General features: G+C 66.4%; 22 protein-coding genes and 1 tRNA gene. 16 read left to right on the top strand and 7 right to left on the bottom strand.

From position 1 onward, the window contains the following. Window positions 1-52 precede the first annotated feature (52 nt). Together AC6LJ9_RS12095 and amaB are read right to left on the bottom strand one after the other, a co-directional pair. Entirely contained in the window at window positions 53-1,339 is a 1,287-nt protein-coding gene (locus AC6LJ9_RS12095) for a phospholipase A (RefSeq protein ID WP_498147731.1), read from the bottom strand. 118 nt (window positions 1,340-1,457) lie between these two features. Next, window positions 1,458-2,960: an L-piperidine-6-carboxylate dehydrogenase gene (gene amaB / locus AC6LJ9_RS12090; protein ID WP_498147730.1), complete on the bottom strand. Its 1,503-nt coding sequence runs from the start codon at window positions 2,958-2,960 to the stop codon at window positions 1,458-1,460. Window positions 2,961-3,114: 154 nt separating this feature from the next. On the opposite strand from amaB, the gene AC6LJ9_RS12085 reads away from it, so the two are divergent. From AC6LJ9_RS12085 to AC6LJ9_RS12055, 7 genes are all read left to right on the top strand, one after another. Beyond that, window positions 3,115-3,867, top strand: coding sequence for an amino acid ABC transporter ATP-binding protein (locus AC6LJ9_RS12085; RefSeq protein ID WP_498147729.1), 753 nt, complete (start codon window positions 3,115-3,117; stop codon window positions 3,865-3,867). Window positions 3,868-3,996: 129 nt separating this feature from the next. Next, a complete protein-coding gene (locus AC6LJ9_RS12080; protein ID WP_392409776.1) occupies window positions 3,997-4,788 on the top strand; it encodes an ABC transporter substrate-binding protein in 792 nt (263 codons plus the stop codon). 39 nt (window positions 4,789-4,827) lie between these two features. Further along, window positions 4,828-5,520, top strand: a complete 693-nt coding sequence (locus AC6LJ9_RS12075; protein WP_498147728.1) for an amino acid ABC transporter permease — start codon at window positions 4,828-4,830, stop codon at window positions 5,518-5,520. 2 nt (window positions 5,521-5,522) lie between these two features. Next, window positions 5,523-6,212: an amino acid ABC transporter permease gene (locus AC6LJ9_RS12070; protein ID WP_103276596.1), complete on the top strand. Its 690-nt coding sequence runs from the start codon at window positions 5,523-5,525 to the stop codon at window positions 6,210-6,212. A 20-nt stretch (window positions 6,213-6,232) separates the two neighbouring features. Beyond that, window positions 6,233-7,522, top strand: a complete 1,290-nt coding sequence (locus tag AC6LJ9_RS12065; protein WP_498147727.1) for an NAD(P)/FAD-dependent oxidoreductase — start codon at window positions 6,233-6,235, stop codon at window positions 7,520-7,522. Between the two features lie 12 nt (window positions 7,523-7,534). Then, the gene (locus tag AC6LJ9_RS12060; RefSeq protein WP_212319930.1) at window positions 7,535-8,119 is read left to right on the top strand and encodes a helix-turn-helix domain-containing protein; all 585 of its coding nucleotides are present in this window, start codon (window positions 7,535-7,537) and stop codon (window positions 8,117-8,119) included. A 176-nt stretch (window positions 8,120-8,295) separates the two neighbouring features. Beyond that, window positions 8,296-8,369 (top strand) — tRNA-Arg (locus tag AC6LJ9_RS12055). Window positions 8,370-8,510: 141 nt separating this feature from the next. Here the strand turns inward: AC6LJ9_RS12055 and AC6LJ9_RS12050 are convergent. After that, window positions 8,511-9,182, bottom strand: a complete 672-nt coding sequence (locus tag AC6LJ9_RS12050) for a TetR/AcrR family transcriptional regulator (protein ID WP_498147726.1) — start codon at window positions 9,180-9,182, stop codon at window positions 8,511-8,513. 784 nt (window positions 9,183-9,966) lie between these two features. Here AC6LJ9_RS12050 and AC6LJ9_RS12045 point away from each other — a divergent pair. From AC6LJ9_RS12045 to AC6LJ9_RS12015, 7 genes are all read left to right on the top strand, one after another. Then, a complete protein-coding gene (locus tag AC6LJ9_RS12045; protein ID WP_498147725.1) occupies window positions 9,967-10,827 on the top strand; it encodes a phytanoyl-CoA dioxygenase family protein in 861 nt (286 codons plus the stop codon). Window positions 10,828-10,857: 30 nt separating this feature from the next. After that, window positions 10,858-12,354: a flavin-containing monooxygenase gene (locus tag AC6LJ9_RS12040; RefSeq protein ID WP_498147724.1), complete on the top strand. Its 1,497-nt coding sequence runs from the start codon at window positions 10,858-10,860 to the stop codon at window positions 12,352-12,354. A gap of 51 nt (window positions 12,355-12,405) precedes the next feature. Beyond that, window positions 12,406-13,344, top strand: a complete 939-nt coding sequence (locus tag AC6LJ9_RS12035) for an alpha/beta hydrolase (RefSeq protein WP_498147723.1) — start codon at window positions 12,406-12,408, stop codon at window positions 13,342-13,344. 85 nt (window positions 13,345-13,429) lie between these two features. Further along, the gene (locus tag AC6LJ9_RS12030) at window positions 13,430-14,110 is read left to right on the top strand and encodes a hypothetical protein (protein WP_498147722.1); all 681 of its coding nucleotides are present in this window, start codon (window positions 13,430-13,432) and stop codon (window positions 14,108-14,110) included. Between the two features lie 106 nt (window positions 14,111-14,216). Next, window positions 14,217-15,494 (top strand): aspartate aminotransferase family protein, encoded by a 1,278-nt coding sequence (locus AC6LJ9_RS12025; protein ID WP_498147734.1) that lies wholly within the window; start codon window positions 14,217-14,219, stop codon window positions 15,492-15,494. A gap of 34 nt (window positions 15,495-15,528) precedes the next feature. Continuing rightward, window positions 15,529-17,169 carry a choline dehydrogenase gene (locus AC6LJ9_RS12020; RefSeq protein WP_498147721.1) on the top strand — a complete coding sequence of 547 codons (1,641 nt, stop codon included), beginning with the start codon at window positions 15,529-15,531 and terminating at the stop codon, window positions 17,167-17,169. A 62-nt stretch (window positions 17,170-17,231) separates the two neighbouring features. Next, a complete protein-coding gene (locus AC6LJ9_RS12015) occupies window positions 17,232-18,647 on the top strand; it encodes a gamma-aminobutyraldehyde dehydrogenase (protein ID WP_498147733.1) in 1,416 nt (471 codons plus the stop codon). Between the two features lie 68 nt (window positions 18,648-18,715). Here the strand turns inward: AC6LJ9_RS12015 and AC6LJ9_RS12010 are convergent, their stop codons facing one another. The 3 genes from AC6LJ9_RS12010 to AC6LJ9_RS12000 form a co-directional block, all read right to left on the bottom strand. After that, entirely contained in the window at window positions 18,716-21,424 is a 2,709-nt protein-coding gene (locus tag AC6LJ9_RS12010; RefSeq protein WP_498147720.1) for an autotransporter family protein, read from the bottom strand. A gap of 206 nt (window positions 21,425-21,630) precedes the next feature. After that, window positions 21,631-22,020 carry a type II toxin-antitoxin system HicB family antitoxin gene (locus tag AC6LJ9_RS12005; protein WP_103275571.1) on the bottom strand — a complete coding sequence of 130 codons (390 nt, stop codon included), beginning with the start codon at window positions 22,018-22,020 and terminating at the stop codon, window positions 21,631-21,633. Between the two features lie 22 nt (window positions 22,021-22,042). Beyond that, window positions 22,043-22,225 carry a type II toxin-antitoxin system HicA family toxin gene (locus AC6LJ9_RS12000; protein ID WP_498147719.1) on the bottom strand — a complete coding sequence of 61 codons (183 nt, stop codon included), beginning with the start codon at window positions 22,223-22,225 and terminating at the stop codon, window positions 22,043-22,045. Window positions 22,226-22,594: 369 nt separating this feature from the next. On the opposite strand from AC6LJ9_RS12000, the gene AC6LJ9_RS11995 reads away from it, so the two are divergent. Then, window positions 22,595-22,837, top strand: coding sequence for a tautomerase family protein (locus AC6LJ9_RS11995; RefSeq protein WP_392413270.1), 243 nt, complete (start codon window positions 22,595-22,597; stop codon window positions 22,835-22,837). Between the two features lie 122 nt (window positions 22,838-22,959). Here AC6LJ9_RS11995 and AC6LJ9_RS11990 read toward each other — a convergent pair whose 3' ends face one another. Further along, window positions 22,960-23,202, bottom strand: coding sequence for a hypothetical protein (locus tag AC6LJ9_RS11990; protein ID WP_103275569.1), 243 nt, complete (start codon window positions 23,200-23,202; stop codon window positions 22,960-22,962). Between the two features lie 322 nt (window positions 23,203-23,524). On the opposite strand from AC6LJ9_RS11990, the gene AC6LJ9_RS11985 reads away from it, so the two are divergent. Next, window positions 23,525-24,922, top strand: coding sequence for an aminotransferase-like domain-containing protein (locus AC6LJ9_RS11985; protein ID WP_498147718.1), 1,398 nt, complete (start codon window positions 23,525-23,527; stop codon window positions 24,920-24,922). The last annotated feature ends 25 nt before the right edge of the window (window positions 24,923-24,947 follow it).

Raw genomic sequence — 24,947 nt, 5'->3', positions numbered from 1 at the left:
CGCCTTCGATGGCGCGCGGGCCGCGTTGTGAGCCGCCGGCTGCCGCCGGGCCTCAGGGCACGATGGACAGGCCCACGCGGAACTGCGAGTCCTCGCGCCGGTTGTAGCCCAGCAGCGTCTCGCCATAGCCGTTGAAATACTGCAGGTGCAGGTAGCCGTTCATGTTCAGCCAGGTGCGCTGCAGCGGCCAGGCGAAATCCAGCTGAGTCGTGCGGCGCTGCTGGTCGCCCTGCCGGTACAGGGCCGTGACCACGGCGCCGTTGTCCTGGGCCCAGCGCAGCTGCCAGTCGACGCGGCCGGCGTAGTCGGCGTAATCCGGGTTCTCGCTGGCCACGCCGAAATAGGCCTTGATCCTGGGCGCGAAGGTCAGCGTGCTGCCGCCGTCGAGGCGGTAGTGGAAGCGCGGTTCGACGTAGCCGTCGTTGACCGAGCGCGAATCGGGACCGTCCTTGCCGTTCGAGTTGTGCTCCGCCCCGACGTTCACGCCCAGGCGCCAGTTCTGGCTTTCCGAGGACCAGAGATTGTCGGACAGCCAGAACACGCTGGGATTGAAGGTGGTGTCGATGAAGGGCATCGAGTCGCTCTGCAGGTCCCAGAGCGAGGTCTGCGTGTATCCCAGATAGAAGTTCTCGTACCAGTTCGCGGGCCGGTTGGCGGCCGGGCTGAAGAGGCGGTACTTGGCGCTGATCTGGAAGCGCGCGGTGGTCTTGCCGCGCGTGCCGATGTCGAAATACACCGGCTTGTATTCGGAGATCGCGCTGCGAAAGCGCGAGAAGGCGTCCGCCTGGCCGGGCGCGGCGGACGCGTCGGGCGACGGGCCGCCCTGCACCGAGGCGCCGGCGGCGGCGACTTCGGGCGCGGGCACCGGCTGGCCGCTGCGCGCATCCACCACCGGACCCTGTGCCGGCGTGCTGGCCAGCGTGCCGCTGTCGCGGCCGGTGGCGTCCAGCGCCATCATGGCGGGCTGGCCCTCGATGGAAACGGCCTGCAGCCCGCGCGCGCTGGCGGGCACCTCGGCCGACCAGGCCAGGCGCGCGAAGTTGTTGACGGGCACGCTGTAGCGCGCCTGCTCGCCCTGCAGGCGCGCCAGGCTGCGCACGATCTGGCCGTCCTGGCCGCGCCATTGCAGCACCAGCTCGGGCGGGGCCTCCCAGGTGGCGCGGGCATTGCCTTCGTTGAAGTAGACCGCCTCGATGGTGACGGTGTCGCCGGGGGCGGCCGAGGGGCGGTCCAGCCGGTACGACACGCCGGCCGCGGCGGTGCCGGCCATGCCCAGCGCCAGGGCGGCGGACAGGACGTGCAGGGCGGGGAGGGCGTGTTTCGAGTGGTGGATGCGCATGGAGGCGGACGAGGTCAGAAGGACGAAGCAATGTAGCATCGCCCTCCGCAACCGTCTGTAAGCCCGCCTGTGCTTATGTAGGCATTGAAACAGCGCCGGGCCGGCCGGCGCGCCGTCCCTATTCGCCGAACTTGATGCCCTGGGCCAGCGGCAGCTGGCGCGAGTAGTTGATGGTGTTGGTGGCGCGGCGCATGTAGTTGCGCCACGCGTCCGAGCCCGATTCGCGGCCGCCGCCGGTTTCCTTCTCGCCGCCGAACGCGCCGCCGATCTCGGCGCCCGAGGTGCCGATGTTGACGTTGGCGATGCCGCAGTCCGAGCCCGAGGCCGACAGGAAGGTCTCGGCCTCGCGCAGGTCGTTGGTGAAGATGGCCGACGACAGGCCTTGCGGCACGGCATTGTTCAGCGCCAGCGCCTGGGCGAAGTCGGTGTAGCGGATCACATAGAGGATGGGCGCGAAGGTCTCGTGGCAGACCACGTCGGTCTGGCCCGGCATCTCGGCGATGGCGGGGCGCACGTACCAGGCGTCGGGATACTGTTCGGCCAGCGCGCGCTCGCCGCCGGTGACCTTGCCGCCCTGCTCGACCGCGGCCTTGAGCGCCGACTGCATCGCGTCGTAGGAAGCGCGGTCGATCAGCGGACCGACCAGCGTGCCGGCGTCCAGCGGATTGCCGATGGGGGCGCTGGCGTAGGCCTGGTGCAGGCGGCGCAGCAGCTCGTCGGCCACGCTGTCGTGCACGATCAGGCGGCGCGTGCTGGTGCAGCGCTGGCCGGCCGTGCCGATGGCGCCGAAGACGATGCCGCGCGCGGCCATGTCCAGGTCGGCGCTGGGACCGACGATGATGGCGTTGTTGCCGCCCAGCTCCAGCAGCACGCGGCCGAAGCGCTGCGCCACGCGCGGGCCGACCTGGCGGCCCATGCGGGTCGAGCCGGTGGCCGACACCAGGGCCACGGCATGCGAATCGACCAGCGCCTCGCCGATCTCGCGGCCGCCGATCAGCACCTCGGAAAGTCCGGCCGGCGCATCGCCGAAGCGCTGCGCGGCCTGCGCGAACAGCGCCTGGCAGGCCAGCGCGGTCAAGGGCGTCTTTTCCGACGGCTTCCACACCACGGCATTGCCGCAGACCAGCGCCAGCGCGGCGTTCCAGGACCACACGGCCACCGGGAAGTTGAAGGCGCTGATCACGCCCACCACGCCCAGCGGATGCCAGGTCTCCATCATGCGGTGGCCGGGGCGCTCGGAGGCGATGGTCAGGCCGTACAGCTGGCGCGACAGGCCCACGGCGAAGTCGCAGATGTCGATCATTTCCTGCACTTCGCCTTCGCCCTCGGCCAGGATCTTGCCTGCCTCCAGGCTCACCAGCCGGCCCAGTTCGCGCTTGTGGCCGCGCAGGGTTTCGCCGAACAGGCGCAGCAGCTCGCCACGGCGCGGCGCCGGCACGTCGCGCCAGGCCAGGCTGGCCTGGCGGGCGCGGGTGATGGCGGCATGCGCCTGGGCCACGCTGTGTTCGCGCACCCGCGCCAGCTCGGCGCCGTCGACGGGACTGCGCGCGGCCAGCGTGCCGCCGGTAAGCGCGGCCGGGTCGAGTCCGAGTGCGCGCAGGATGTCAGATGAAGTGTCCATGCCGGTTCCTTGGGTTGCGGTGCGGGGCAGGGTTATGCCTAAGTGGCGATTTCGGAAAAAAATTTACTATACGAAACCTAAGCTGTAAATGCGAAACCCCCCGGATGCCGGCGTGCGTGCGCCGGCATCCCGAGTCACCCGATCGGGAGCATTGATGGCCGTTGAACCCCTGCTGCGAGTCCAGGCAGTCACCAAGTCCTACCGGCGCGACGGGCAGCCCGCCCACCTGGCGCTGGCCGGCATCGACTGCGAGCTGCGCCGGGGCGAGGTCATGGTGGTGGTCGGCCCGTCCGGCTCGGGCAAGAGCACGCTGCTGCGCACGCTCAACGGCCTGGAGACCATCGACAGCGGCGCCATCACGGTGGACGGCGTGTCCCTGACCGATCCCGCCACCGACATCAACCGCTGGCGCACCGACGTGGGCATGGTGTTCCAGCACTTCAATCTGTTCCAGCATCGCAACGCGCTCGACAACGTGGCGCTGCCGCAGCGCGTGGTGCGCGGCCGCGACCGCGCCCAGGCCGAGCGCTACGCCCGCGAGCTGCTGGGCCGCGTCGGCATGGCCGACTACGGCGCCCGCTATCCCAGCCAGCTGTCCGGCGGCCAGCAGCAGCGCGTGGCGATCGCGCGCGCGCTGGCCATGGATCCCAAGCTCATGCTGTTCGACGAGGCCACCTCGGCGCTTGATCCCGAAACCGTGGGCGGCATCCTGGAACTGATGCGCGCGCTGGCGCGCGACGGCATGACCATGGCGGTGGTGACCCATGAAATGGGCTTCGCCCGCGACGTGGCCGACCGCGCCCTGTTCATGGACGCCGGCCGCGTGATCGAGGCCGGCACGCCGGCCGAGGTGTTCGGCAGTCCCCGGGAGGCCCGCACGCGGGCGTTCCTGGAGAAGATCCTGTAGCGGCGGCGCAAGGCCGATACAGTCGCCGCCCGCGGGCGGCATGCGCGCCGGCCCGGCTGAACCGGGCGCCGCCGGCGCGCGGATGGCAGGCCCGGAATGACGTCAGACCACACATTCAAGGGGTAGAGCATGTTCAAGATCAAGCAATGGCTGGGCACGGCCTGCGTGGCCTGGGCGGCGGCGTCGGCGGCGCTGCCGGCGCAGGCCGACGAGCTGGGCGACATCATCAAGCGCGGCGAGCTGCGGGTGGCGGTGCAGACCTCCGGACCGCTGATGAGCTTCATGGACAAGAACGGCAAGCGCACCGGCCTGGCGGTAGAGGTCGCCCAGCGCATGGCCGACGACCTGGGCGTGAAGCTGGTGCTGCAGGACTACGAGTGGAAGGGCCTGATCCCCGCGTTGCTGTCGGGCAAGGCCGACATGGTGGCGGCTGACATGACGCCCACGCCGCAGCGCGCGGCCCAGGTGCTGTTTTCGGCGCCGATGTTCTACGCCGAGACGGTGGCCGTGGTGCCGAAGGATTCGCCCTACAAGAGCTACGCCGAACTGGACAAGGCCGGCGTCACGGTGGGCGCGCTGGGCGCCAGCACCTACGCGGAAGTGGGCAAGAAGATGCTGCCCAAGGCCACGCTCAAGGAGTTCTCCGGCGGCAGCGCGCCGGTCGGCCAGGCGCTGTCCAGCGGGCGGCTGGACGCCGGCATCATGTCCATGTCGACCGCCAACCAGTTCCTGATGGACTTCGGCAACCTGCGCGTGCTGGACGGCATCATGGTGCGCGAGCCGCTGGCCTTCGCGGTGGCGCCCAACGCCTTCCGCCTGAAATTCTGGCTGGACAACTGGCAGACGCTCAAGACCGCCGACAACACGCTGCCCGAGCAGGTGAAGTACTGGTACTCCACCGACTGGAAGAAAGAGCACTGAGAGAAAGAGCACTGAGGCGGTCCGCCGGGGGCAGCGCGCATGGATTGGTTGATCGACTACTACAACTGGCGCATCGTCAGCCAGTACGCGGGCCAGTTCGCGTCTGGCCTGGCCAACACGCTGATCGCGGCCGGCGCCAGCCTGGTGCTGTCCGTGCTGGCCGGCATCCCGCTGGCGCTGGCGCGCATGTCGCCGCGCGCGCCGTGCTGGCGGCCGGTGGCCAGCTACGTGCAGTTCGTGCGCGCCACGCCGCTGCTGGTGCAGATCTACCTGGTCTATTACGCGGTGCCCATGCTGATCCCGGGCGCCAAGGGCTGGAGCGAGATGGCGCTGGGCATCATGGCGATGACGCTGCACCACGCCGCCTACATGAGCGAGATCATCCGCGTCGGCATCGAGTCGGTGCCGCGCGGCCAGGTCGAGGGCGCCAAGGCCTGCGGCATGAACTACGGCCAGCGCCTGCGCTACGTGGTGCTGCCGCAGGCCTTCGCCAACACGCTGCCGCCGCTGCTGGGCCAGACGGCGGTGCTGATCAAGGACACCTCGCTGCTGTCGCTGATCACCGTGTTCGAGCTGGTGGCCGCCGGCGTGCAGATGAACAGCGAGCGCATCGTGCCCAACGAGAGCTTCCTGACCATCGCCGCGGGCTATCTGCTGATCTACGGCGTCATGCTGCTGCTGTCGCGCGGCGTCAGCTTGTGGCTGGCCGGCCCGGCCTGGAACGCGAGGTGAGCATGCTGGAATCCTACCTGTCGACCGCCGGCGTGGTGCTGCCCTTCCTGCTCAAGGGCTTCTGGGAAACGCTGAAGATCTCGTTCTTCGCCATCATCGCCGGCTCGCTGCTGGGCTTCGTCATCGGCGTGGTCCGCAGCTACCGCATCCGCGGCCTGCATCAGCTGCTGGGGCTGTACATCCACGTGCTGCGCGGCACGCCGTTCCTGGTGCAGCTCTACATCTTCTATTTCGTGCTGCCCAGCTCCGGCATCGCGTGGCTGCACTGGGACTCGGCCACGGCGGCCTTCGTGTCGCTGTCGGTCTACACGTCCTGCTACGTGGCCGAGATCATCCGGGGCGCCATCGAGGCCGTGCCGCGCGGCCAGACCGAAGGCGCCATGACGCTGGGCCTGAAACCCTTGCAGATCCTGCGACTGGTGATCCTGCCGCAGGCGCTGCGGCTGATCGTGCAGCCCATGAGCGGGGTGTACGTCATGCTGATCAAGAGCACGGCCATCCTGTCCGTGGTGGGCATCACCGAGCTGACGCGCCAGGGCGAGGTCTTCATCATCACCTTCCCGGCCAAGTCGCTGTTCATCTACGCCATGATCGCGGCCATCTATTTCCTGTACTGCTATCCGCTGCTGCGCCTGGCCAACTGGCTGGAAAAGCGGCTGGCCGGCGGCCTGCAAGGCGCCAGCCTCAACTAGAACGGACGCCGCCCAGCACCATGCCCACCGAGTACGTCGACACCTACTACAAACGCACGCTGTCCGACCCGCAGACCCGCTATCCGGCTTTGGCCGGCCCGGAAAGCACCGAGGTCTGCGTGGTGGGCGGCGGCCTGGCCGGCCTGTCGGCGGCGCTGGAACTGGCCCGGCGCGGCCGGCAGGTCGTGCTGCTGGAAGGCAGCCGCATCGCCTGGGGCGCCTCGGGCCGCAACGGCGGCTCGGTCTCGCCCGCGTTCTCGGCCGGGGCCGACGCCATCCGCCGCCATGTGGACGAGGAACACTACCGCGCGCTCTACCGGCTGTCGATGGAGGGCGTGGAGATCATCCGCGCCAACATCCGCGACCTGAACATCCGCGATGCCCACAAGGTCGACGGCCGCCTGCGCGTGGTGCGCTACGACGCCGGCGACGCGCTGCAGCGCTGGTGCGAGGAACAGCAGCGGGTCTTCGAGCGCGACGTGCGCGTGCTGTCGCGCGCCCAGCTGCGCGAGCGGCTGGTGACAGAGGCCTATTTCCAGGGCGTGGACGATCCCACGTCCTTCCATTTCCATCCGCTCAACTACGCGCGCGCCCTGGCGCGGGAGTGCGCGCGGCTGGGCGTGCGCATCCACGAGGACTCGCCGGCGCAGCAGTTGGCGCTGGACGGCGCGGTCAAGCAGGTCGCCACCGCCGGCGGCCGGGTCGAGGCGCGCACCGTGGTGCTGGCCACGGGCGGCTACACCGGCGCGCTGCAACCCGCGCTGCGCCGGGCCATGCTGCCCATCGCCACCTACATCATGCTGACCGAGCCGCTGGGCGAACGCGTGCGCGAAGCCATCCGCAGCGACGCCGCCATCGGCGACGACCGCCGCGCCGGCAACTACTACCGGGTGCTCGATGGCGGGCGCATCGGCTGGGGCAGTAGAATCACCACCCGGATCGACGACCCGCCGGATCTGGCCGAGGCGTTGCGCCGCGAGCTGCTGTCGGTCTATCCGCAGCTGCGGGGCCTGCGCGTGGAAACCGCCTGGTCGGGGCGCATGGCCTACGCGCGGCACCTGATGCCGCAGATCGGCCTGCTGGCGCCGGACGTCTGGTACTGCACGGCTTTCGGCGGGCACGGCATGAACACCGCCTCCATCGGCGGCCGGGTGGTGGCCGAGGGCATTACCGGCGACAGCCACCGCTACCAGCTGTTCCAGCCCTTCGGGCTGGCCTGGAACGGCGGCGCGCTGGGCCGGGCGGCGGTCCAGCTCACATATTGGTCTTATCAAGCGCGCGACTGGTGGCGGGAGCGCCGGTCGCGCTGACAGGGTGTACAGATGCAAGGCAACAAACAGAGCGTGTTGGCACAACGGCTGCGAGCCCTGCGCCAGGCGCGGGACTGGACGCTGAAGCAGGCGGCGGCGGCCACCGGCGTGTCCGCGTCCGCTCTGTCCAAGATCGAGAACGGCCTGCTGTCGCCCACCTATGACAACCTGATCAAGATCGCCGCCGGCCTGGAGCTGGACGTGGCCGAGCTGTTCACCCCGTCCGACGCGCACATGGGCACCGGCCGCCGCAGCCTGGGCCGCCAGGGGGAAGGGCGCCAGTACGAAACCCCGTACTACGACCACCGCCTGCTGTGCACGGCGCTGTCGCACAAGCGCATGATGCCGTTTCACACCCGGGTCAAGGCGCGCTCGTTCGAGGAATTCCAGGACTGGAGCCGCCACCATGGCGAGGAATTCGTCTACGTGCTGAGCGGCGAGGTCGAGCTGTACACCGAGTTTTACGAGCCGGCCCGGCTGCGCGCCGGCGAAAGCTTCTACATCGACAGCCGCATGGGACACCGGGTCATCAGCGTCAGCAAGGAAGACGCGCTGGTGCTGTGGGTGTCCACGCACACGGACCTGGGCGAGGAATAGCAGGGCCTGCCCGTCTTTTTCCCTTGCTTGGCACAACAAGGTAAAATGCGCCCGCCCGGCACCTTTCCGGGCATCAAACCCATCGCGCGGCGGCAGCTTGGCCGCAACGTGACCGCAACCTGGTCGCATAGGGCGCGGATCTTCCCGGCGCGTGGTCGGGAGGGGCGGATTTCAGGGCGACGTTAGCTCAGTTGGATAGAGCAATTGCCTTCTAAGCAATAGGTCAGAGGTTCGAATCCTCTACGTCGCGCATTTCCCTGCTTCTTCCTTTCTCTCCCCTGCAATCTCGGTCCTTGCGCAAGCCCCGGCAGACCATGGGCCTGCGCGACGCGGGCGTTGGCGCCACGCAATGCAGGCACGTCCATTGCGCATCGCCGGTCTGACGCCGGCGTCAAGCGCGCTTTCCGGCCTCTCCATCAGACGGTTCCACAAGGGCAAGACATGCGGCTTTCAGGCGTATGCCAAGAAGACCCTGGGCGGGGGCATCCTGGTTGCCCCAGTGGGTCATCACGATGGCGCCTTCGGTCAGGCAGGAGATCAATGTGGCGGTGGTGTGGGCTTCGGTTTGCGTCAGCTTCGGGTTGATTCTGCGCAGGATCAGGATCAATGCCTGGATGTACTCGGTGTAGATCCGCTTGAGAGAGTCCGCGACGACGGGGCGGTGGCGGCCCATTGCCCACACTTCCAGGTACAGGTTCCGCACGTTGACGTTACGGACAAACGTCCAGGCGTCATCGAGGAAGACTCTCAGGTCATCGGTCGGGGACTCGTACTGGCCTTGCGCCAGTTGTCTGGAATAGCGCATGAACTCCTCGGTCGAGGAGTCGATCGTTGCAAGAATGAGCGACTCCAGATCGCCGAAATGATGCTGCACGGTGCTGAGCCGCACGCCGGCGGCGGCAGCCACTTTGCGCAGCGAAAACTCTGCGTAGCCTTGCGCCAGCACCTCTTTCGACGCTTTCAGGATGGCCGCGCGCTTGCGCTCGGACTGCTCGGCTCGCACGCCCTGCGCGCTTGTCCTGGCGGCGGCGGACGACGTATTTTCGCTTTGGTGTTTGGTCATGGCACGGATGGAAGTCTGTCGGATCCCTGGTGATTCTGGCGGTATGCAATCAGTGAATCCGGTGGACCGTCCCGGGTTTCGCAAAGAGCGAGGATGGCGTCATGAGGCAGTCAACCAAGTTCTCGGCCGAGGCGAGTGAGCCCTCGGCTGGGGCAGGCGCCGCGAGGGGAGTACGCATCGTGGCGGGCGGCCATCGAATCCATCGCGCCCCAGACCGAGGGAGCCCAGGCCCGATGCGCTCCAGTTGCTTCCCAGCGACCGCGATCCCTTCGTGGATGAAAGGGGCTTGCGGGGTCGACATGACGGGCGACTGACGCGCGCCTGGAATGAGGAAGCGCTGACGATGCCGGAAATTCGTATCGTAACAGGCGCATTTCTTCGCCGGGCCGCCCGCCGTGCCAGTCGCAAGGGACGAACACATCGGCCTGGAGCGGTCATTGCGTCACGCCCATGAGCGATCACGCCGGCCATCGGCGTGGCGATCTCGCGTTTTTCGTTGCGGGAACAGTTGGCTCAGCCCTGCTGTGCCATGTAGACGTCCTGGATTATTAAAGGTCAATTGACCAATTAAATAATGGGCGATTTCTTATGGCGATGCCGGGCATTTTTTCCAGGGAATGATCGAGGAATATGTTTAAAACAGCTGAATAAACACGAAATTTCATCTCCGAAGGACGGGTTTTCCCGACCTTGACGGTATGGCTTGGCATATTTCATGATGCATTCAGTTGGTCGGTTGACCAACAAAATAAGTCAACGCTATCCGACACAATGGAGATGCTTCATGACCCGGCCCACCAGCGCTTTGCGCACCGTCACGACCTCGACGCCCATTGCGGAGATCCTCCAGATCCTCAAGCAAGACGGCGGCGTCATCATCAAGAACTTCCTCACCAAGGCACAGATCGACAGCTTCAACGCCGAAATCCAGGGGCCGATGGACGCCCTCGCGCCGGGATCGACGCACGAAATCGAGTTGATTGCCGAATTCCACGGCGCAAACACCAAGCGCCTGACAAATCTGGTCACGTACAGCAAGACCTTCCGCGAGGAAATCCTCGACTGTGATCTGGTGCATGACTTACTCGACGCGATCTTCCTTGAGGAATCCGGTTCGTACTGGATGACCACCGCGCAGGTGATCGAAATCGGCCCCGGCAACAAGGCGCAGATGCTGCACCGCGACCTGGAGAACTGGTATCCGTTCATCGGCATGGGACCCAAGGGACCCGAGGCCGCCATGAATTTCATGATCGCCTTCACCGACTACACCGAAGAGAACGGCGCCACCCGGATCATCCCCGGCAGCAACCGCTGGGAGGATTTCGAGGATCGCGGCACGCCGGAGCAGACCATCGCCGCCAGGATGAAGGCTGGAGATGTGCTCCTGTACAGCGGCAAGACCGCTCATGGCGGCGGCGCCAACCTGACCACCGACCAGTACCGCCGAGGCGTGGCCTTCGCCTTCAACCCCGGCTTTCTCACTGGCGAAGAGGCCTACCCCTTCCTGGTCAGCATGGACATCGTTCGACAGCTTTCGCCGCGCGTCCAGCGCCTGCTCGGATTCCGCTCGCAGTACCCCATCGGTTCGCCCGGCCTCTGGCAGGTCAATTACAGCGAACTGGGCGACTACCTCAAGCTCTGATTTCCAATTGCAGGCAACCTGGAGAGAACCGTGATCAAGCAACCTCAGGCCGCGCTCGTGAACGGCCAGCATCTTGACTTTATCGTTGTGGGCGCCGGCATTTCGGGTCTTGGCGCCACATACAACACGCACAAGCGATTTCCCGATCACTCATTCGCCGTGCTCGAAGCGATGGACGGCTTCGGGGGCACCTGGTGGACGCATCGCTACCCCGGCGCGCGTTCGGACAGCGATTGCTACACCTACGGCTACAGCTTCAAGCCTTGGGAAACCGGACGCGCCATCGGCACGGCCGACGAGATCCGCGCCTACCTGGGGGAGCTGATCGAGGAAAATGATCTGGCGCGACATATCCATTACGGGCACAAGATCACGGCCGCCCGGTGGTCGTCCCGGGACAAGCGCTGGACGCTGGAGGTCACGCGCACGCATTCGGGCGAGACGCTGACGCTGACGACGGGTTTTCTCTGGATGTGCTCGGGCTACTACGATCACGCCAAGGGCTATACGCCCGAGTGGCCTGGCATGCGTGATTTCAAGGGGCAGTGGGTGCATCCGCAGCACTGGCCGCAAGAACTCGACTGCACGGGCAAGCGCGTGGTCGTCATCGGCTCGGGCGCCACGGCCGCCACCTTGATCCCGTCCTTGGCGGACGCCGTGGCGCACGTGACCATGCTGCAGCGTTCGCCCACGTTTTTCGCGGCGGATTCTCCCATCCATCCGCTGGAGACCCAGCTGCGCGAACTGGGTGTGCGCCCCGACTGGGTGCACGAGATCATGCGGCGCGCCTTCGTCGCCAAGGTGGACGGCGAAGTTCGCATGTCCTTCGAACATCCCGAGGAAATGCGCGCGTGGATCGTCGAGCAGGCGCGCGGGCTCCTGCCCGAGGGCTTCGACGTGGAGAAGCACTTCAACCCGAGCTATCGCCCATGGCAGCAACGCATCGCGCTGGTTCCCGACGGCGACCTGTTCGCCGCCATCCGCTCCGGCAAGGCGTCAGTGGTCACCGACGGCATCGAGCGCTTCGACGCCACGGGCATCCAGTTGGTCAGCGGCGCGCGTCTTGACGCCGACATCATCGTCACTGCGACGGGTTTCAACATGCGGGTATTCGGCGGCGTGCCATTTTTCGTTGATGGCGAATCGGTGGACTTCGCCAAGCGCGTCAGCTATCGCGGCATGATGATCGAAGGCGTTCCCAACATGGCCTACGTCATGGGCTACTTCCGCTCAAGCTGGACGCTGCGCGCGGATCTGGTCACCGATCTGGCGTGCCGCATCGTCGAGCATATGGCGCAAGCGGGTCACGACATGGTGGTTCCCACCGTGCCTGTCGCGGACGCAGACATGCCGCGCCTGCCCTGGATCGATCCGGAGAACGTCAACTCGGGCTACATCATGCGGGCGCTGCACCTGCTGCCTCGCCAGGGCGATCGTCATCCCTGGAAGCAAGGCCTGGAGTACGAAGAGGAGCGGGTTTCGTTCCCCGCGGCACGGCCCGACGAAGCGGCCCTGGCGTACCGCTGAGCACCCGGCGCGCTGGCGACCCCCTCATCCCTGAACAAAGGAAGTCATTCCATGTCCCTCGATCCCCATATTGCCGGCGCCATGCAGCTGCTGGCTGAGGCCGGCGCGAAGCCGCTGCACGAAGGCACGCCGGAGGAAGGCCGGGCCTTCTATCTGGCAACGACGGCCGGCGCGCTGACGCCCGAGCAGGTCGTACCCGTAGCCCGCGTGCGGGACACGACCGTCGGCGGCGCCGCCGGGCCATTGAAGGCCCGCGTGTACTGGCCCGAAGGCGACGGGCCGTTTCCGACCGTGGCCTACTTCCACGGCGGTGGATTCGTCATTGGCGACCTGGAAACGCACGACAACATCTGCCGGGAGATCTGTCGCGGCGCGATGGCCGTGGTGGTGGCGGTGGACTACCGGCTGGCGCCCGAGCATGCATTTCCCGCCGGCGTTGAAGATGCCGTCGCGGCCACGAAGTGGATCGTGGCGCATGCGCACGAGCTGGGCGGGAACCACAATGTCGGCGTCGCCGGCGACAGCGCGGGCGGCAATTTCTCGGCGGTCGTCGCGCAGCGGTTGCGCGATGAAGGTATCGCGCTGACCGCGCAGTTCCTCATCTATCCCGCCGTGGATCATGTGACGGCGCAATACCCCAGCGTCGTGGAGAACGGCGAGGGATACCTGCTCGATGTGGCGACCATCAACTGGTTCTACCGCCATTACGCGGGCGCCTATCTGGACCTGACGGATCCGCGCCTGGCGCCGCTGCGGGCCAAGGATCTGAGCCGGCTGGCGCCGGCGCTGGTGATGACGGCGCAATTCGATCCGTTGCGCGACTCGGGCGCTGCCTACGCCTCGGCCATGAACGCGGCCGGCAGCCCGGCGGAGCATATGCCAGGTCCGGGAATGATCCATGGCTTCTTCGAAATGGGACCGTGGTCGCCCGGCGCGCAACAACTGATGCGGCACGGCATCAAGCGATTCGGCGCCATGCTGCACGAATGAGTCCGGGCCGGCACGCCGCTGCCGGCTCGGGACAAATGAGCTCGACTCTCACCGAGGCCCCTTCATCATGAATGCGATTTTCCTTTTGCTGGCCGATGTCCTGCTGATTCTTGCCGGGGTCATCTATGGCGTGAAGTTCCTCAGGAAGCGCAATTATCTGTGCGGGATCGAATGGTTCATCATGGCTCTTTCGGGCTCTCATTTCCTGTTGTGGGCGCTCTTCGGGTGGGAGTCTGGCTACAGCGTCGCGCATTTCTTCGATGCATTCTCGCGGTCCTTCGGCTTTCCGGTGGTTGCGGTCGCCGGCATGATGGCGGTGACCCACAACTACCAGCCGTCGCGCTTCGCGGATGTCCTTTATTTCCTGCTCGGCTTCGCGGGCGCCGCCGTGCTGGTGGCGGCCGACCATGCGCCGGCGTTGGCGCTCTACAAGCCGCCGTTCTACCTGCTGATGGGCCTGGTCTTCCTGGTCTATCTGGCGTACTTCGCCCGGCGGCTGTGGAAGGCGGGCGAGACGCTGCATGCGATGGGAACGGCTGTCGTGGCGCTGAGCGGCCTGGCCATCGCGGTCTTGTACGACTATGTCCCGCTGCCCGGCGATGACGCGGACCGCACGCTGTTCTACACCGCGGCCTTGTTCACCTGGGCGTTCATGATGGCCGAGCTGTACTACGGCTACAGCGCGCTGGAACGCGCCACGCAGCCGCGGTTCGGCGTCTATTCGAGCGAGCCGATCGCCAATACCCGTGTGCGCCGTCACGCCTGACGGCGCGCGACGTCCTCATCGTCCCTCAACCCTTTGGAGTGCAAGCATGGCTCAATGGCCAGACCTGGCTTCCCGTTCCCGGGACCTGTATGAACGCGGCTTGAAAGTGCTGCCCGGCGGTATCACGCGCACATTGCCATGGCAGGAGCCTTTCCCGGTCTACGCCTCGCATGGGCAAGGGGCTTACGTGGTCGATGTGGACGGCACGCGCCGCCTTGACCTGTTGAACAACTTCGCCTCGCTGATCCACGGCCACGCGCATCCGGGCGTCGTGCAGGCCGTTCGGCGCCAGGTCGGCAATGGAACCGCCTTTACGCTTCCCACGGAGCAGGAGGTCGCGCTGGCGGAAACGATATGCGCAAGGGCCGAGAGCTTCGAACAGGTGCGATTCTGCAACTCGGGCTCGGAAGCCGTCATGAGCGCGATCAAAGCCGCCCGCGCGATCACGGGCCGATCCAAGATCGTCAAGGCGGAAGGCGTTTACCACGGCGCTTATGACTACGCCGAGGTCAGCCTGGATTCTTCCCCGTCGAACTGGGGCGAGGATCCGAACTCGATCGGCTACTCGAAAGGGGTGCCCAAAGGGGTGACGAACGACGTGGTGGTCATTCCATTCAACGACGTTGAAGCCGCCGAGCGGATCATCCGGGCGAATGCCGCGGACATCGCAGCCGTCCTGCTCGACGCGGTGCCCAGCTATCTGGGGTTCGTGCAGGCGACCCAGCGCTTCACCAACATGATTGAACGCGTGACGCGCGAGATTGGGGCGCTTTTCATCCTGGATGAAGTCATCTCGTTCAGGTGTCACACGGGCGGCGTCCAAACGCTGCTGGGCATCCAGCCGGATCTGACTACCTTGGGCAAGATCATCGGCGGCGGCTTTCCCGTCGGCGCGGTGGCGGGGAGGCGTGAGTTCATGCAGATTTATGACCATCGCCAAGGCAAGCCCGGCTTGCCGTGGAGCGGCACCTTCACGGCAAATCCGGTCACGATGACCGCGGGCAAGGTCACGCTGGATCTGCTTGACGACGCCGCGATTGATCGCATGAAACAGCTCAATTCCCGGCTGATGGCGGCGCTGAACCAGGCGTTCGCGCGGTCCGGCTTTCCAGGACAGGTCACCGGCTTCGGGTCCAGCTTCATGGTGTTCGGCCATGGCCGCAAAGTGACCGACTACCGCTCGGGCTATTCCACCCCCGAGGAAACCAGGCGCGTTGTCGCGCTTCAGCGCGCCTTGACCTTGGCGGGCTTCCATATCGCCCGCACCGGCAAGGCATTCCTGTCGACCCCGATGACCGACGAGGACATCGATAGCTTCATCGACGCCGTCAACCGCATCGTCGATGCGCGGCTGGAGCCGATGAGCGCGGGTCTGGTGTCATGACTTTCCCCCATAACCTGCGAGCGAGGGCAGCACTGTGACGGACTACATCATTGTCGGCGGCGGGTCCGCGGGTTGCGTCCTGGCGAATCGACTATCCGCGAATCCGGCCGTCGACGTCACGCTGATCGAAGCCGGCGGCTGGGACCGCAGCCCCTTCATCGGCATGCCGGCCGGCTATTTCCAATTGATGAAAACCGGGCAGATCGACTGGGGCTACCACACCGAGCCCCAGGAGCATCTTGCCGGCAGACGGCTGTTCTGGCCACGGGCGAAGGTCCTGGGCGGATGCAGCTGCGTCAACGGCATGATCTACATCCGAGGCAGCGCCACGGACTACGATCATTGGGCGGCGTTGGGAAACGGCGGTTGGTCCTTCCGGGATTGCCTGCCCTATTTTCTTCGCGCCGAGAACTGGAACGGACCGCGCAGTCCGATCCATGGGCACGATGGACCGTTGCATACGAGCCGCTACGGTGTTCATCACCCCTTGTCGAAGGCGTTCGTCGAGGCTGGCGTACAGGCCGGATACCCGTACCGGGATGACTTCAATGGCGGTGAGCAGGAGGGATTCGGTCCCTGCGACAGCACGATCAAGGCCGTCGAAGACAAGGGAATCCGCGCGAGCACGGCTTTCGCTTACCTGCATCCGGTGAAGGAGCGGAAGAACCTCAAGATCATCACCAAGGCCTTGGCCACGCGCGTCATCGTCGAGCGCGGCCGCGCGGTCGGCGTCGAGTTCCTTCGCCGTGGCCGCAAGGAAGTGCTCCGCGCGCATCAGGAGGTGCTGCTGTCGGGCGGCGCGATCAACTCGCCGCAGCTGCTTCAGTTGTCCGGCATTGGCGATCCGGCGCATCTGCGCTCGCTGGGCATCGAGGTCACGGCGGCGCTGCCGGGCGTGGGCCAGAACCTGCACGATCACCTGTCCGTGGGCGTGCAATGCCGTTCGACGCAGCCGAACTCGCTCCTGACCTACATCCGTCCCGTTCGCGCCGCCGCTGCCCTGGCGCGCTATATGTGGGACAAGGGAGGCCCGGGCGCGTATCACGGCGTGGAAGCGTTGGCCTTCGTCAAGAGCCAGCCCGATCTGATCGCCCCGGACATCCAGTACCACTTCGAGATGATCATGTACCGCGAAAACGGTCGGGTCGTCATTCCCGAGCACGGCTTCACGCCGCTGTTCAATATTTCGCGTCCCAAGAGTCGGGGCTGGTTGAAGATCCAGTCGGCGGATCCCACTCAGCACCCGCGCATTCAGCCAAACTATTTCTCGGATCCGGATGACATCCGTGTGTATCGCGAGGGGATTCGCATAGGTCGGGAAGTCCTGGCGCAAAAGGCGTTCGACCCCTATCGAGGCGTGGAGTATGCCCCCGGCCCGCAGGCCACGACCGATGCCCAGATCGACCAGTATCTGAGGGAGAACGTCGAATCCGTCTACCACCCGGTGGGGACTTGCAAGATGGGCAGCGACGAGATGGCCGTCGTGGACGACCGGCTGCGTGTGTGGGGCGTGAGCGGCCTGCGCGTCATCGACGCCTCCATCATGCCGACCATCGTGAGTGGCAATACCAATGCGCCCACGATCATGATCGCCGAGAAGGCGGCGGATTTCATCCTTGCCGCGGGCGTCCGGGGTGCCGAGGCCGTGGACGCGGTGGCCGCCGTTCCGGCCTGATGGCCCATGGCCCGTCCGCAAGCTAATTTCGTAAACAGGAGAGTCGCGTGTTTGACCATGAACTGCTGATCGGTTCCGCCTTTGTCGCGGGCGCGGAAGCCAAAGAGAAGATCCTGAATCCGAAGACCGGGGCGCTGCTGACTGAATTGGCCGAAGCCTCGGTCGAGCAGGTCGACGCGGCGGTCGAAGCGGCGTCGAAGGCCTTCGACGCCTGGGCGCGGACCACGCCCGCCGAGCGCTCGCGCCTGCTGTTGAAGCTGGCCGACGCCATCGAGAGCGCGGGCGAGGACTTCGCGACGCTCGAGGCGCTCAACTGCGGCAAGCCGCGTATCCGCGTGCTGGAGGACGAGATCCCGGCGATCGCCGATTGCTTCCGCTTTTTCGCCGGCGCCGCGAGAACGATGCACGGCGCTGCGTCCGGCGAGTATGTCGCCAACCACACGTCGATGATCCGTCGCGATCCGATCGGCGTCGTCGCGTCCATCGCGCCGTGGAACTACCCCCTGATGATGGCGGCCTGGAAACTGGCCCCCGCGCTTGCCGGCGGCAATACCGTCGTGATCAAGCCATCGGAGCAGACGCCGCTGACCTTGCTGAAACTGGCGAAGATCATCGCGGGCATCTTTCCCGCCGGGGTCGTCAACGTGGTCACGGGGCGCGGCGCGAGCGTGGGCAACGCGCTGATCCATCATCCGAAGGTGGCGATGGTCTCGCTCACCGGCGATATCGGCACGGGCAAGAAGGTGCTGCAGGCCGCGTCCAAGATCGTCAAGCGAACCCATCTTGAGCTGGGCGGCAAGGCGCCGGTCATTGTCTTCGACGACGCCGACCTGGCCAGCGTCGTGGAAGGCGTCAAGGTCTACGGCTACTACAACGCCGGCCAGGACTGCACCGCCGCCTGCCGCATCTATGCCGGCAGGAAGATCTATGACAAGCTTGTTGCCGACCTTTCGGACGCGGTCAAGCGCCTCAAGTTCGACCAGCCCAACGATGACGACAATGACCTGGGGCCGCTGATCTCGGCCAGGCAGCAGTCCCGCGTCGAGTCCTTTGTCCGGAGGGCCGCTGAAAACAGGCACATCGAGATCACGGCGGGCGGTCGCGCGGGAGACGGCGGCGGTTTTTTCTACGAGCCAACCGTGGTGGCCGGGGCGCTGCAAGGCGACGAAATCGTCCAGCACGAAGTCTTTGGCCCCGTCGTTTCGGTGACGCGGTTCGACGACGCCGACGAGGCGGTGCGCTGGGCCAACGACTCCGAATACGGTCTGGCCTCATCGGTTTGGACCCGGGATATTTCGCGTGGCATGGCGACGGCCGCCCGGTTGCAATACGGCTGCACCTGGGTCAACACGCATTTCATGTTGACCAGCGAAATGCCGCACGGCGGCCTGAAGTCCTCGGGCTACGGCAAGGATCTTTCCATGTACGCACTGGAGGACTACACGGTCGCGCGGCACGTCATGGTCAAGATGGGATGAGAGCCGGAACAACCGCCGTCTGAGCGTCGCCCGGGGCGGCGGCGGTTGTCGTCACTGGCCCGCCGCCGCTAGAACATCATCCTGAACCCCACGGTCGCGGTGACCACATGGCTGCCGGAGAAATCGGCATCCGCGTCGACCTGGCCGTAGAGGGCATAGCGTCCTCCCCAGCCGTAATTCGCGCCCAGGCCCACGCTGCCCCAGGTGCGCGCCATCCGGCTGCTCACCGGCACGTCGGCCACGCGCACGCGCGTCCCGTCCAGGAATTCATGCTTGACGTTGACCACGCCATAGACGCTGGCTTGCCGGCTCACGCCGCTCGATTGCCAGTCGCGCTTGTAGTCCAGCGCGATGCCGACGCGGCCCTGCAGGCTGTCGCCCTTGTCGCTTTCGACGCGCGCGCCGAATCGGTCGTTGAAGCTGCCGAAGCGGGTCGACAGGTACGTCAGCTGCGCCTGCGGGATCAAGGCGAGTCCTTGCCTCAAGTCCCAGGCCTTGCCCGCCTCGATGCCCAGCCCGTAGCTGTGCGCCTTCTCGCCATTCCTGAGCTTGCCCGCCGCGCGTGATTTCAGGTCGCTGTCGAACCAGTTCGCCTGGGCCTGGACGTCGACATAGACGCCGTTCGCGCCATACCAGGTCAGCGTGGGCGTCAGGCCATAGACGGTGGTGTCGACGTTGCCGTTGCCGTAGGCCGAGGACACGCGCGTGTCGGCCTTGCCATAGTGAAAAGCCAGGCCGCCCACCAGGCGGGAGCCGTCGCGCTCGCCGTTCAGGATGCGATCCACGCCGAACTGTGCTTTCCAGCTGTCGATGTCCTGGCGCGCGCCGGTCGTGGACGTCGCGGGATCGTATCGGCTCGCCGTTCCTTCCATCCGGCTCCACACGCCGTTGCGGCCGACGTCCACCGGGTCATAGAGGCGATTGCCGACCCGCTGGCGCAGGGTCGGCAGCTTGCTCAGCTGCAGCAGCGTGTTGGCGTAGGCTTCATAGACCGGCACGCCGGGTTGGTAGCGCAAGGGCGGCTGTGCGCCCGGGTTGCCGCCTCCGGGTTGGGGCGTGCCGGGATCGGTCAGGGACGATCTCAGATACCAGCCGCCGTCGGCCGGATCCTGTTGCAGCACATAGCCGTAGGCGCCGGCCACCAGGGCCGGACGCCCGTCGATGACGTAATCGCCGTTGGCCAGGTTGAACTGGCCCGCCGAGACGCCATTGACCTGCACGATCTGTATGCCGCGCTGGGTCGCCGCGCCCGCGCCGCCCGCGTTCTTCACCGTGACTGGCGTCGCGCCGGCGGTCGCGCCCGTGATCACCAGCTTGTCGGTCGGCGAGTTGTCGGCGCCAAGCTGCGTGCGGACTTCCAGGCCGCCGCCCTGGCCGGCATAGTCGCCGGCGATCGTCAGCGTGCCGAAGCCGTTGCGCGGTCCCGGCGCGATGGCGCCCTGGTTGGCCGTCGCGCCGACGCGTCCCGTTCCGGTCAGCCGCGCGCTTGCGAGCACATTCACGGGTCCGCCCAGGATGCCGTCCACCTGCAGCGTGCCCGTGCGGATGGCGGTGTTCCCCGTGAACGCCGCGCTGTTGCCCGACAGCGTCAGCGTGCCGGCGCCCAGCTTGTTGAAGCTGGACGCGCCCGAGAAGGCGGTGCCCATGACCACGTCGTAGGTATTCGTGTCGAACCAGGCGCCATTGGCGCCGATCGCCTGCGTGGCGAAGCCGTTCAGGAAATCATTCTGATCGCGAATGGCGCGCAGGATGCCGCCATTCCAGTTGAAAGCCGTGGCGCCGGCTCCCTTGACGACGGAGCCGGTCTCCAGCGCGCCACGGCCGCTGGCATCGCCGAGCAGGTTCAGCGTGCCGGTGGAGCCGCCGGCGACGGCGATCCAGGTATCGGCGGCGGCGCCCGCGATCCCGCCCTTGTCGATGGTCAGCGTTCCCGTGCCCGCCGAGCCGATCTCGATGCGGTCGCTCGCCCTCAGGGTCGAGGCGTTGGCCGTCGTGCTGGACACGTTGACGGTGCCCACGCCGCCCGCCTGGAGCCCGATATAGATCGACGCGGCGGAAGTCGGCCCGCTCGGTCCCTGGGTGTGGACAGCGGCGCCGTCCTGGACCTGCAGTTCGCCGGTCCCTTCAAAACCGACATAGATGTTGTTCAGCGGATCCCAGACCGATCCGGCGCCCGTCACGGTAACGAGCCCGTTGCCGCCGGGTTGCCAGCCGATGATGCCCTGGCCGCTGTGCACCGCGCCGCCATCGTCTATCCGCAGCGTGCCGCTGCCGCCGGTGCCGATCTGGAACGAGTTGATCGTGGAAAGCTGCCAGACGGATCCACCGCCCGACACGGTAACGGTGCCAACGCTGCCGCTATCGCGGCCGATGATGCCCGCATCGCTGCGCGCCTGGCCGCCGGCCTGCACCTTGAGCGTGCCTTGGCTGCCCGATTCGACCCCGACGGACACCAGACCAGCGCTGGTCCAGGTCGATGCCGCGCCGCCGTTCCGGCCGGACACCGTCAGGGTGCCCACGGCCCCATTGAGATTGCCGATGGTGGCCAGATCGTTGGAGACCGTGGCGCCGGCGTCGATGGTCAAGCTGCCCGTGGTCGTGTCGCCGACGGTCAGGTCGCCGTTGATCGTCCAGTTGGGCGATTGGACCGACCCGGGCACCACTTCTCCGGTACTGGAGACCAATTGGGCGCTGGCGGAATGCGGGAAGCTGGCCGCGCATGAGATGAAAACTGCCTTCAGCAGCCACTTTGCTTGTTGGCGATTGCGCTCGACCACGGCAGCTCCCCCCGAATGGATGCGATGTGCTTTCGGGCTGCTACGGCAGGCGGCGCGCTTTTCTTAATAGGTGATTGCGCAGGGGGGGGGCGCGATTGCGATGGCCGTTCTTCGATTGGGTGTCACGGTTGCAGAGGGATTGAAGGCTGCTTAACCCAAGCCGTTTTCCAAGTTATTGGCGGTACGAGGAAATCCGGCAGGTCATGTCAGGCGGCGGTCATTTCATGTTCTGCGGCCATGGCCAGGAATGCCGACCGCGACATGCGCCGGGTTTGCGCGGCCTCGTCGATGCGATGGACCAGGTTCTCGGGCAAGCTGATATTGAGCCTTACCGCCTTTGTGCTGACCTTCGACAGATCGATATCGACCATCATCCAGTAGCCCCCCTGGAAGTCCTCGTGGCTGACCCATGCTTCGGGGGCGGACGGCGCGGGAATTGTCTCGGCCTCGCCGTGGAAGTGCGCCTCAACGGCTTCCTGGGCTGCGCGCGGCAGGTCTTGCCAGTCGTCGGCTGCGGCAAAGCAGCCGGGGAAGTCGGGGAAGGAAGCCCCGTAGGCGCTACCTTTTTCTTTATGCACGTGGATCGGGTAGAACATGAGGTTCTCCTGTGCCGTCCGCCTATCGCAGGCCGGCTTGCTTGAGGATGGCGCGCTGAGTCGCCATCGGCAAGTCCTTCTTGGGATGCGGCACCGTAACCCTGCCGGGCTTGGTGGGGTGCTTGAACTGATGATGGGAACCCACGGTATGAACCAGGTACCAGCCATCGGCTTTCAGTTGCTTGAGGAGGTCTGCGCTGTTCATCCGTGCAATCATGAATTCTACACAACCATACACAATGGGGTTGTCCGAATCTTTGTCAATCGGACCGCACGCAGGACATGGCAATGCGGAGTCCGACAAAATGGACGTTGCCATTGGGATGGCTTGGGAAGTTGCGGGCGACGATGACCAAGCTACCGCCGCCGACAGTCAGGTTCCCTGGCGTCCGGTCAGCCAAGCCAGTTCGTCGCCAATCAATCTAGCAGGCATGGCACGCAGATCACGCAGCAGTGACAGGGGTAATTGAGTCGGAGATTCAGGCGCTTCAGGGAGAGACGGGCAGCACCTCAGTTCGGTATAACCGTTGAAAAGGGTTCTCGCCGCGCAGCGCAGGCGCCGAGGAAGGGCATTGTGGTACACCGTCAGGTTTCGCTGTATCGCCCCATCCATTCAAGGAGTTGTCGCATGCCCATCGTCACCATCCAGCAATCGCCGCGTTCCGTTGAACTCAAGCGTGAACTGGCAAAGAGGATCACCGAGGCGTTTGAAGAGGTGTATCAACTGCCCGCGGACGCGGTGCAATTGTTCTTCGCCGAAACCACCGACGAGAACTGGGCGAAGGCTGGCGTGCTGGCCTGCGACAAGGCCAAGTAGACATATCGTTGACGCTGGCGGCGGACGCCGCCAGCAGGCGCGCAATGCGCGCTAGCCATTCCGCATTGCCGCGCCGTCGCCTGACGGCCGTCTCGGCAGGGCAATGCGTCGCGGTCGTTGGCCTATCGGCCGCGCAGCCGCTCCAGCTGCTGGCGGTTCAGGCGCGCCGCTTCCTCTTCCGCGTATTCCTTCTCGCCGGCTTCGTACTTCCCGTCATACAGGCAACCGCTGCGATTCCAGCGGCATTCATTGGTGACCGGCGTGGCGCCGTAATGTCGGTCGCCCAGGCCCACCATGGAACACCCGGATGCCAGCGCGGCTAGGCCGAGCACGATGCCGCAACGGCGCAAGGTTTGAATGGTCACTATCTTCGTCCCACAAAAAAGCTGCTACAGGCGTTCTTATAGCAAACCTTTGTGGAGAGCCCGCATCCGGGCCGGCGGGGCGAACGCGGGAGCTCCGTGGACCGCCGGCGCGGCTCCGGGCTGCTGAGTCGGGCATGTGATATCCCCGGGTTGCGGACGTCAAGTCCATGCATTCGCCAGGGTCCGGCTGGGGCGGGGGCACTGCGCCTGCATGGTTCGGACCCATGCAAGGTTCGATATGTATGGATTCAATCTGAGTTTGTTACCCTACTAATTGATTGGAATCATCCATACATTGCGACATTTCGGTGCAGAAAGACCCATGCAAGACGACGATTTATATGCAATCTGGCCCTTGCGGCTGGCGCGCGGCAGCGGTCCCCGCTACCGGCAGATCGCGGACCTGATTGAACGGGCCGTCGCGGAAAACCGGCTCCAGCCGGGCGACCGCCTGCCGCCGCAGCGCGGATTGGCGCAGCGCCTGGGCATCGATCTGACCACGGTCACGCGCGGCTACAACGAAGCCGGCCTGCGCGGCCTGCTGGATCCGCGCGGCGCGGCCGGCACCTTCATTTCGCGCCGCGCCGAGCCGGCCGCGCTGGTGCTGGACCTGGGCATGAACCTGCCGCCGCCGCCGCTGGGCTGCGACATGCAGGAGCTGCTGCGGCGGGGAATGGCGCGCGTCATGGAGCGCCAGGACGTGCATGTGTTGATGACCTATCAGCTGGCCGGCGGCAGCGCCGCCGAGCGCGCGGCCGGCGCGCAGTGGCTGTCGCAGGCGGCCGAGCCGGTCGATGCCGGGCATGTGCTGGTGACGCCGGGGGCGCAGGCGGCGCTGGCCGCCGTGATCCTGGCCTGCAGCCAGGCCGGCGACGCCATCGTCTCCGAGCCGCTGGTCTACCCCGGACTGCTGGCCGCCGCCGAACAGCTGGGCCGCCGCATCGTCGTGGCCGAGACCGACGACGAAGGCATGACGCCGACCGGCCTGGAGCGGGCCTGCCGCGAAAGCGGCAGCCGTCTCGTCTACCTGAATCCCACGCTGCAGAATCCCACCACGCGCACGCTGACGGAATCGCGGCGGTGCGACCTGCTGCGCTCGGCCGCAGCTTGCGGCGCGCAGGTGATCGAGGACGATCCCTATCGCCTGTTCCTGGACGCCGCGCCGCCCACCATGGCCAGCCTGGCGCCCGCCTCGGTCTTCCATATCTCGACGCTGGCCAAGTGCCTGACGCCGGGGCTGCGCACCGCCTATGTGCTGGCGCCGGACCTGGATAGCCGCGCGCACGTGCTGGCGTCGATGCGTTCCTTCGCGCTGATGGCCACGCCGCTGATGAGCGCGCTGGCCGCGCAATGGATCGCCAGCGGCGCGGCCCAGGACATTCTGGACGGCGTGCGCGCCGAGGCCCGGGCGCGCCAGCTGATGGCGCGGCGCGTGCTGCAGGGCGCGGCCGTCTTGACGCAGGCCGAGCCGGCCGAAGGCATTCACCAATGGCTGGCGCTGCCGGCGCCGTGGACGGCGAACGCGCTGGCGCGCGCGGCGCGCGACGAGGGCCTGAGCGTGGCGTCTTCCGATGCCTTCCGCGCGGGCGTGGACGCGCCCAACGCCATCCGCGTGTCGCTGGGCGCCGAGGCTGATCGCGCGCAGCTGGAACAGGCGCTGGGAACGCTGGCCGGGCTGATGCGCAGCCGGCCGCAGCCGCCGCGCGCTGCGATGGTCTGAGCGGCGCGGCGCCAGCAGTCCGGGC

It is taken from the genome of Achromobacter sp. 1011811831 (genome assembly GCF_059760905.1).
This window is presented reverse-complemented; position numbering and strand designations above follow the sequence as displayed.

Coding starts and splice junctions, on each gene's coding strand:
- AC6LJ9_RS12095 (WP_498147731.1), bottom strand. CDS start 1,339: ATGCGCATCCACCACTCGAAACACGCCCTCCCCGCCCTGCACGTCCTG.
- AC6LJ9_RS12070 (WP_103276596.1), top strand. CDS start 5,523: ATGCTGGAATCCTACCTGTCGACCGCCGGCGTGGTGCTGCCCTTCCTG.
- amaB (WP_498147730.1), bottom strand. CDS start 2,960: ATGGACACTTCATCTGACATCCTGCGCGCACTCGGACTCGACCCGGCC.
- AC6LJ9_RS11985 (WP_498147718.1), top strand. CDS start 23,525: ATGCAAGACGACGATTTATATGCAATCTGGCCCTTGCGGCTGGCGCGC.
- AC6LJ9_RS12045 (WP_498147725.1), top strand. CDS start 9,967: ATGACCCGGCCCACCAGCGCTTTGCGCACCGTCACGACCTCGACGCCC.
- AC6LJ9_RS12000 (WP_498147719.1), bottom strand. CDS start 22,225: ATGAACAGCGCAGACCTCCTCAAGCAACTGAAAGCCGATGGCTGGTAC.
- AC6LJ9_RS12050 (WP_498147726.1), bottom strand. CDS start 9,182: ATGACCAAACACCAAAGCGAAAATACGTCGTCCGCCGCCGCCAGGACA.
- AC6LJ9_RS12085 (WP_498147729.1), top strand. CDS start 3,115: ATGGCCGTTGAACCCCTGCTGCGAGTCCAGGCAGTCACCAAGTCCTAC.
- AC6LJ9_RS12060 (WP_212319930.1), top strand. CDS start 7,535: ATGCAAGGCAACAAACAGAGCGTGTTGGCACAACGGCTGCGAGCCCTG.
- AC6LJ9_RS12080 (WP_392409776.1), top strand. CDS start 3,997: ATGTTCAAGATCAAGCAATGGCTGGGCACGGCCTGCGTGGCCTGGGCG.
- AC6LJ9_RS12035 (WP_498147723.1), top strand. CDS start 12,406: ATGTCCCTCGATCCCCATATTGCCGGCGCCATGCAGCTGCTGGCTGAG.
- AC6LJ9_RS12075 (WP_498147728.1), top strand. CDS start 4,828: ATGGATTGGTTGATCGACTACTACAACTGGCGCATCGTCAGCCAGTAC.
- AC6LJ9_RS12065 (WP_498147727.1), top strand. CDS start 6,233: ATGCCCACCGAGTACGTCGACACCTACTACAAACGCACGCTGTCCGAC.
- AC6LJ9_RS12005 (WP_103275571.1), bottom strand. CDS start 22,020: ATGTTCTACCCGATCCACGTGCATAAAGAAAAAGGTAGCGCCTACGGG.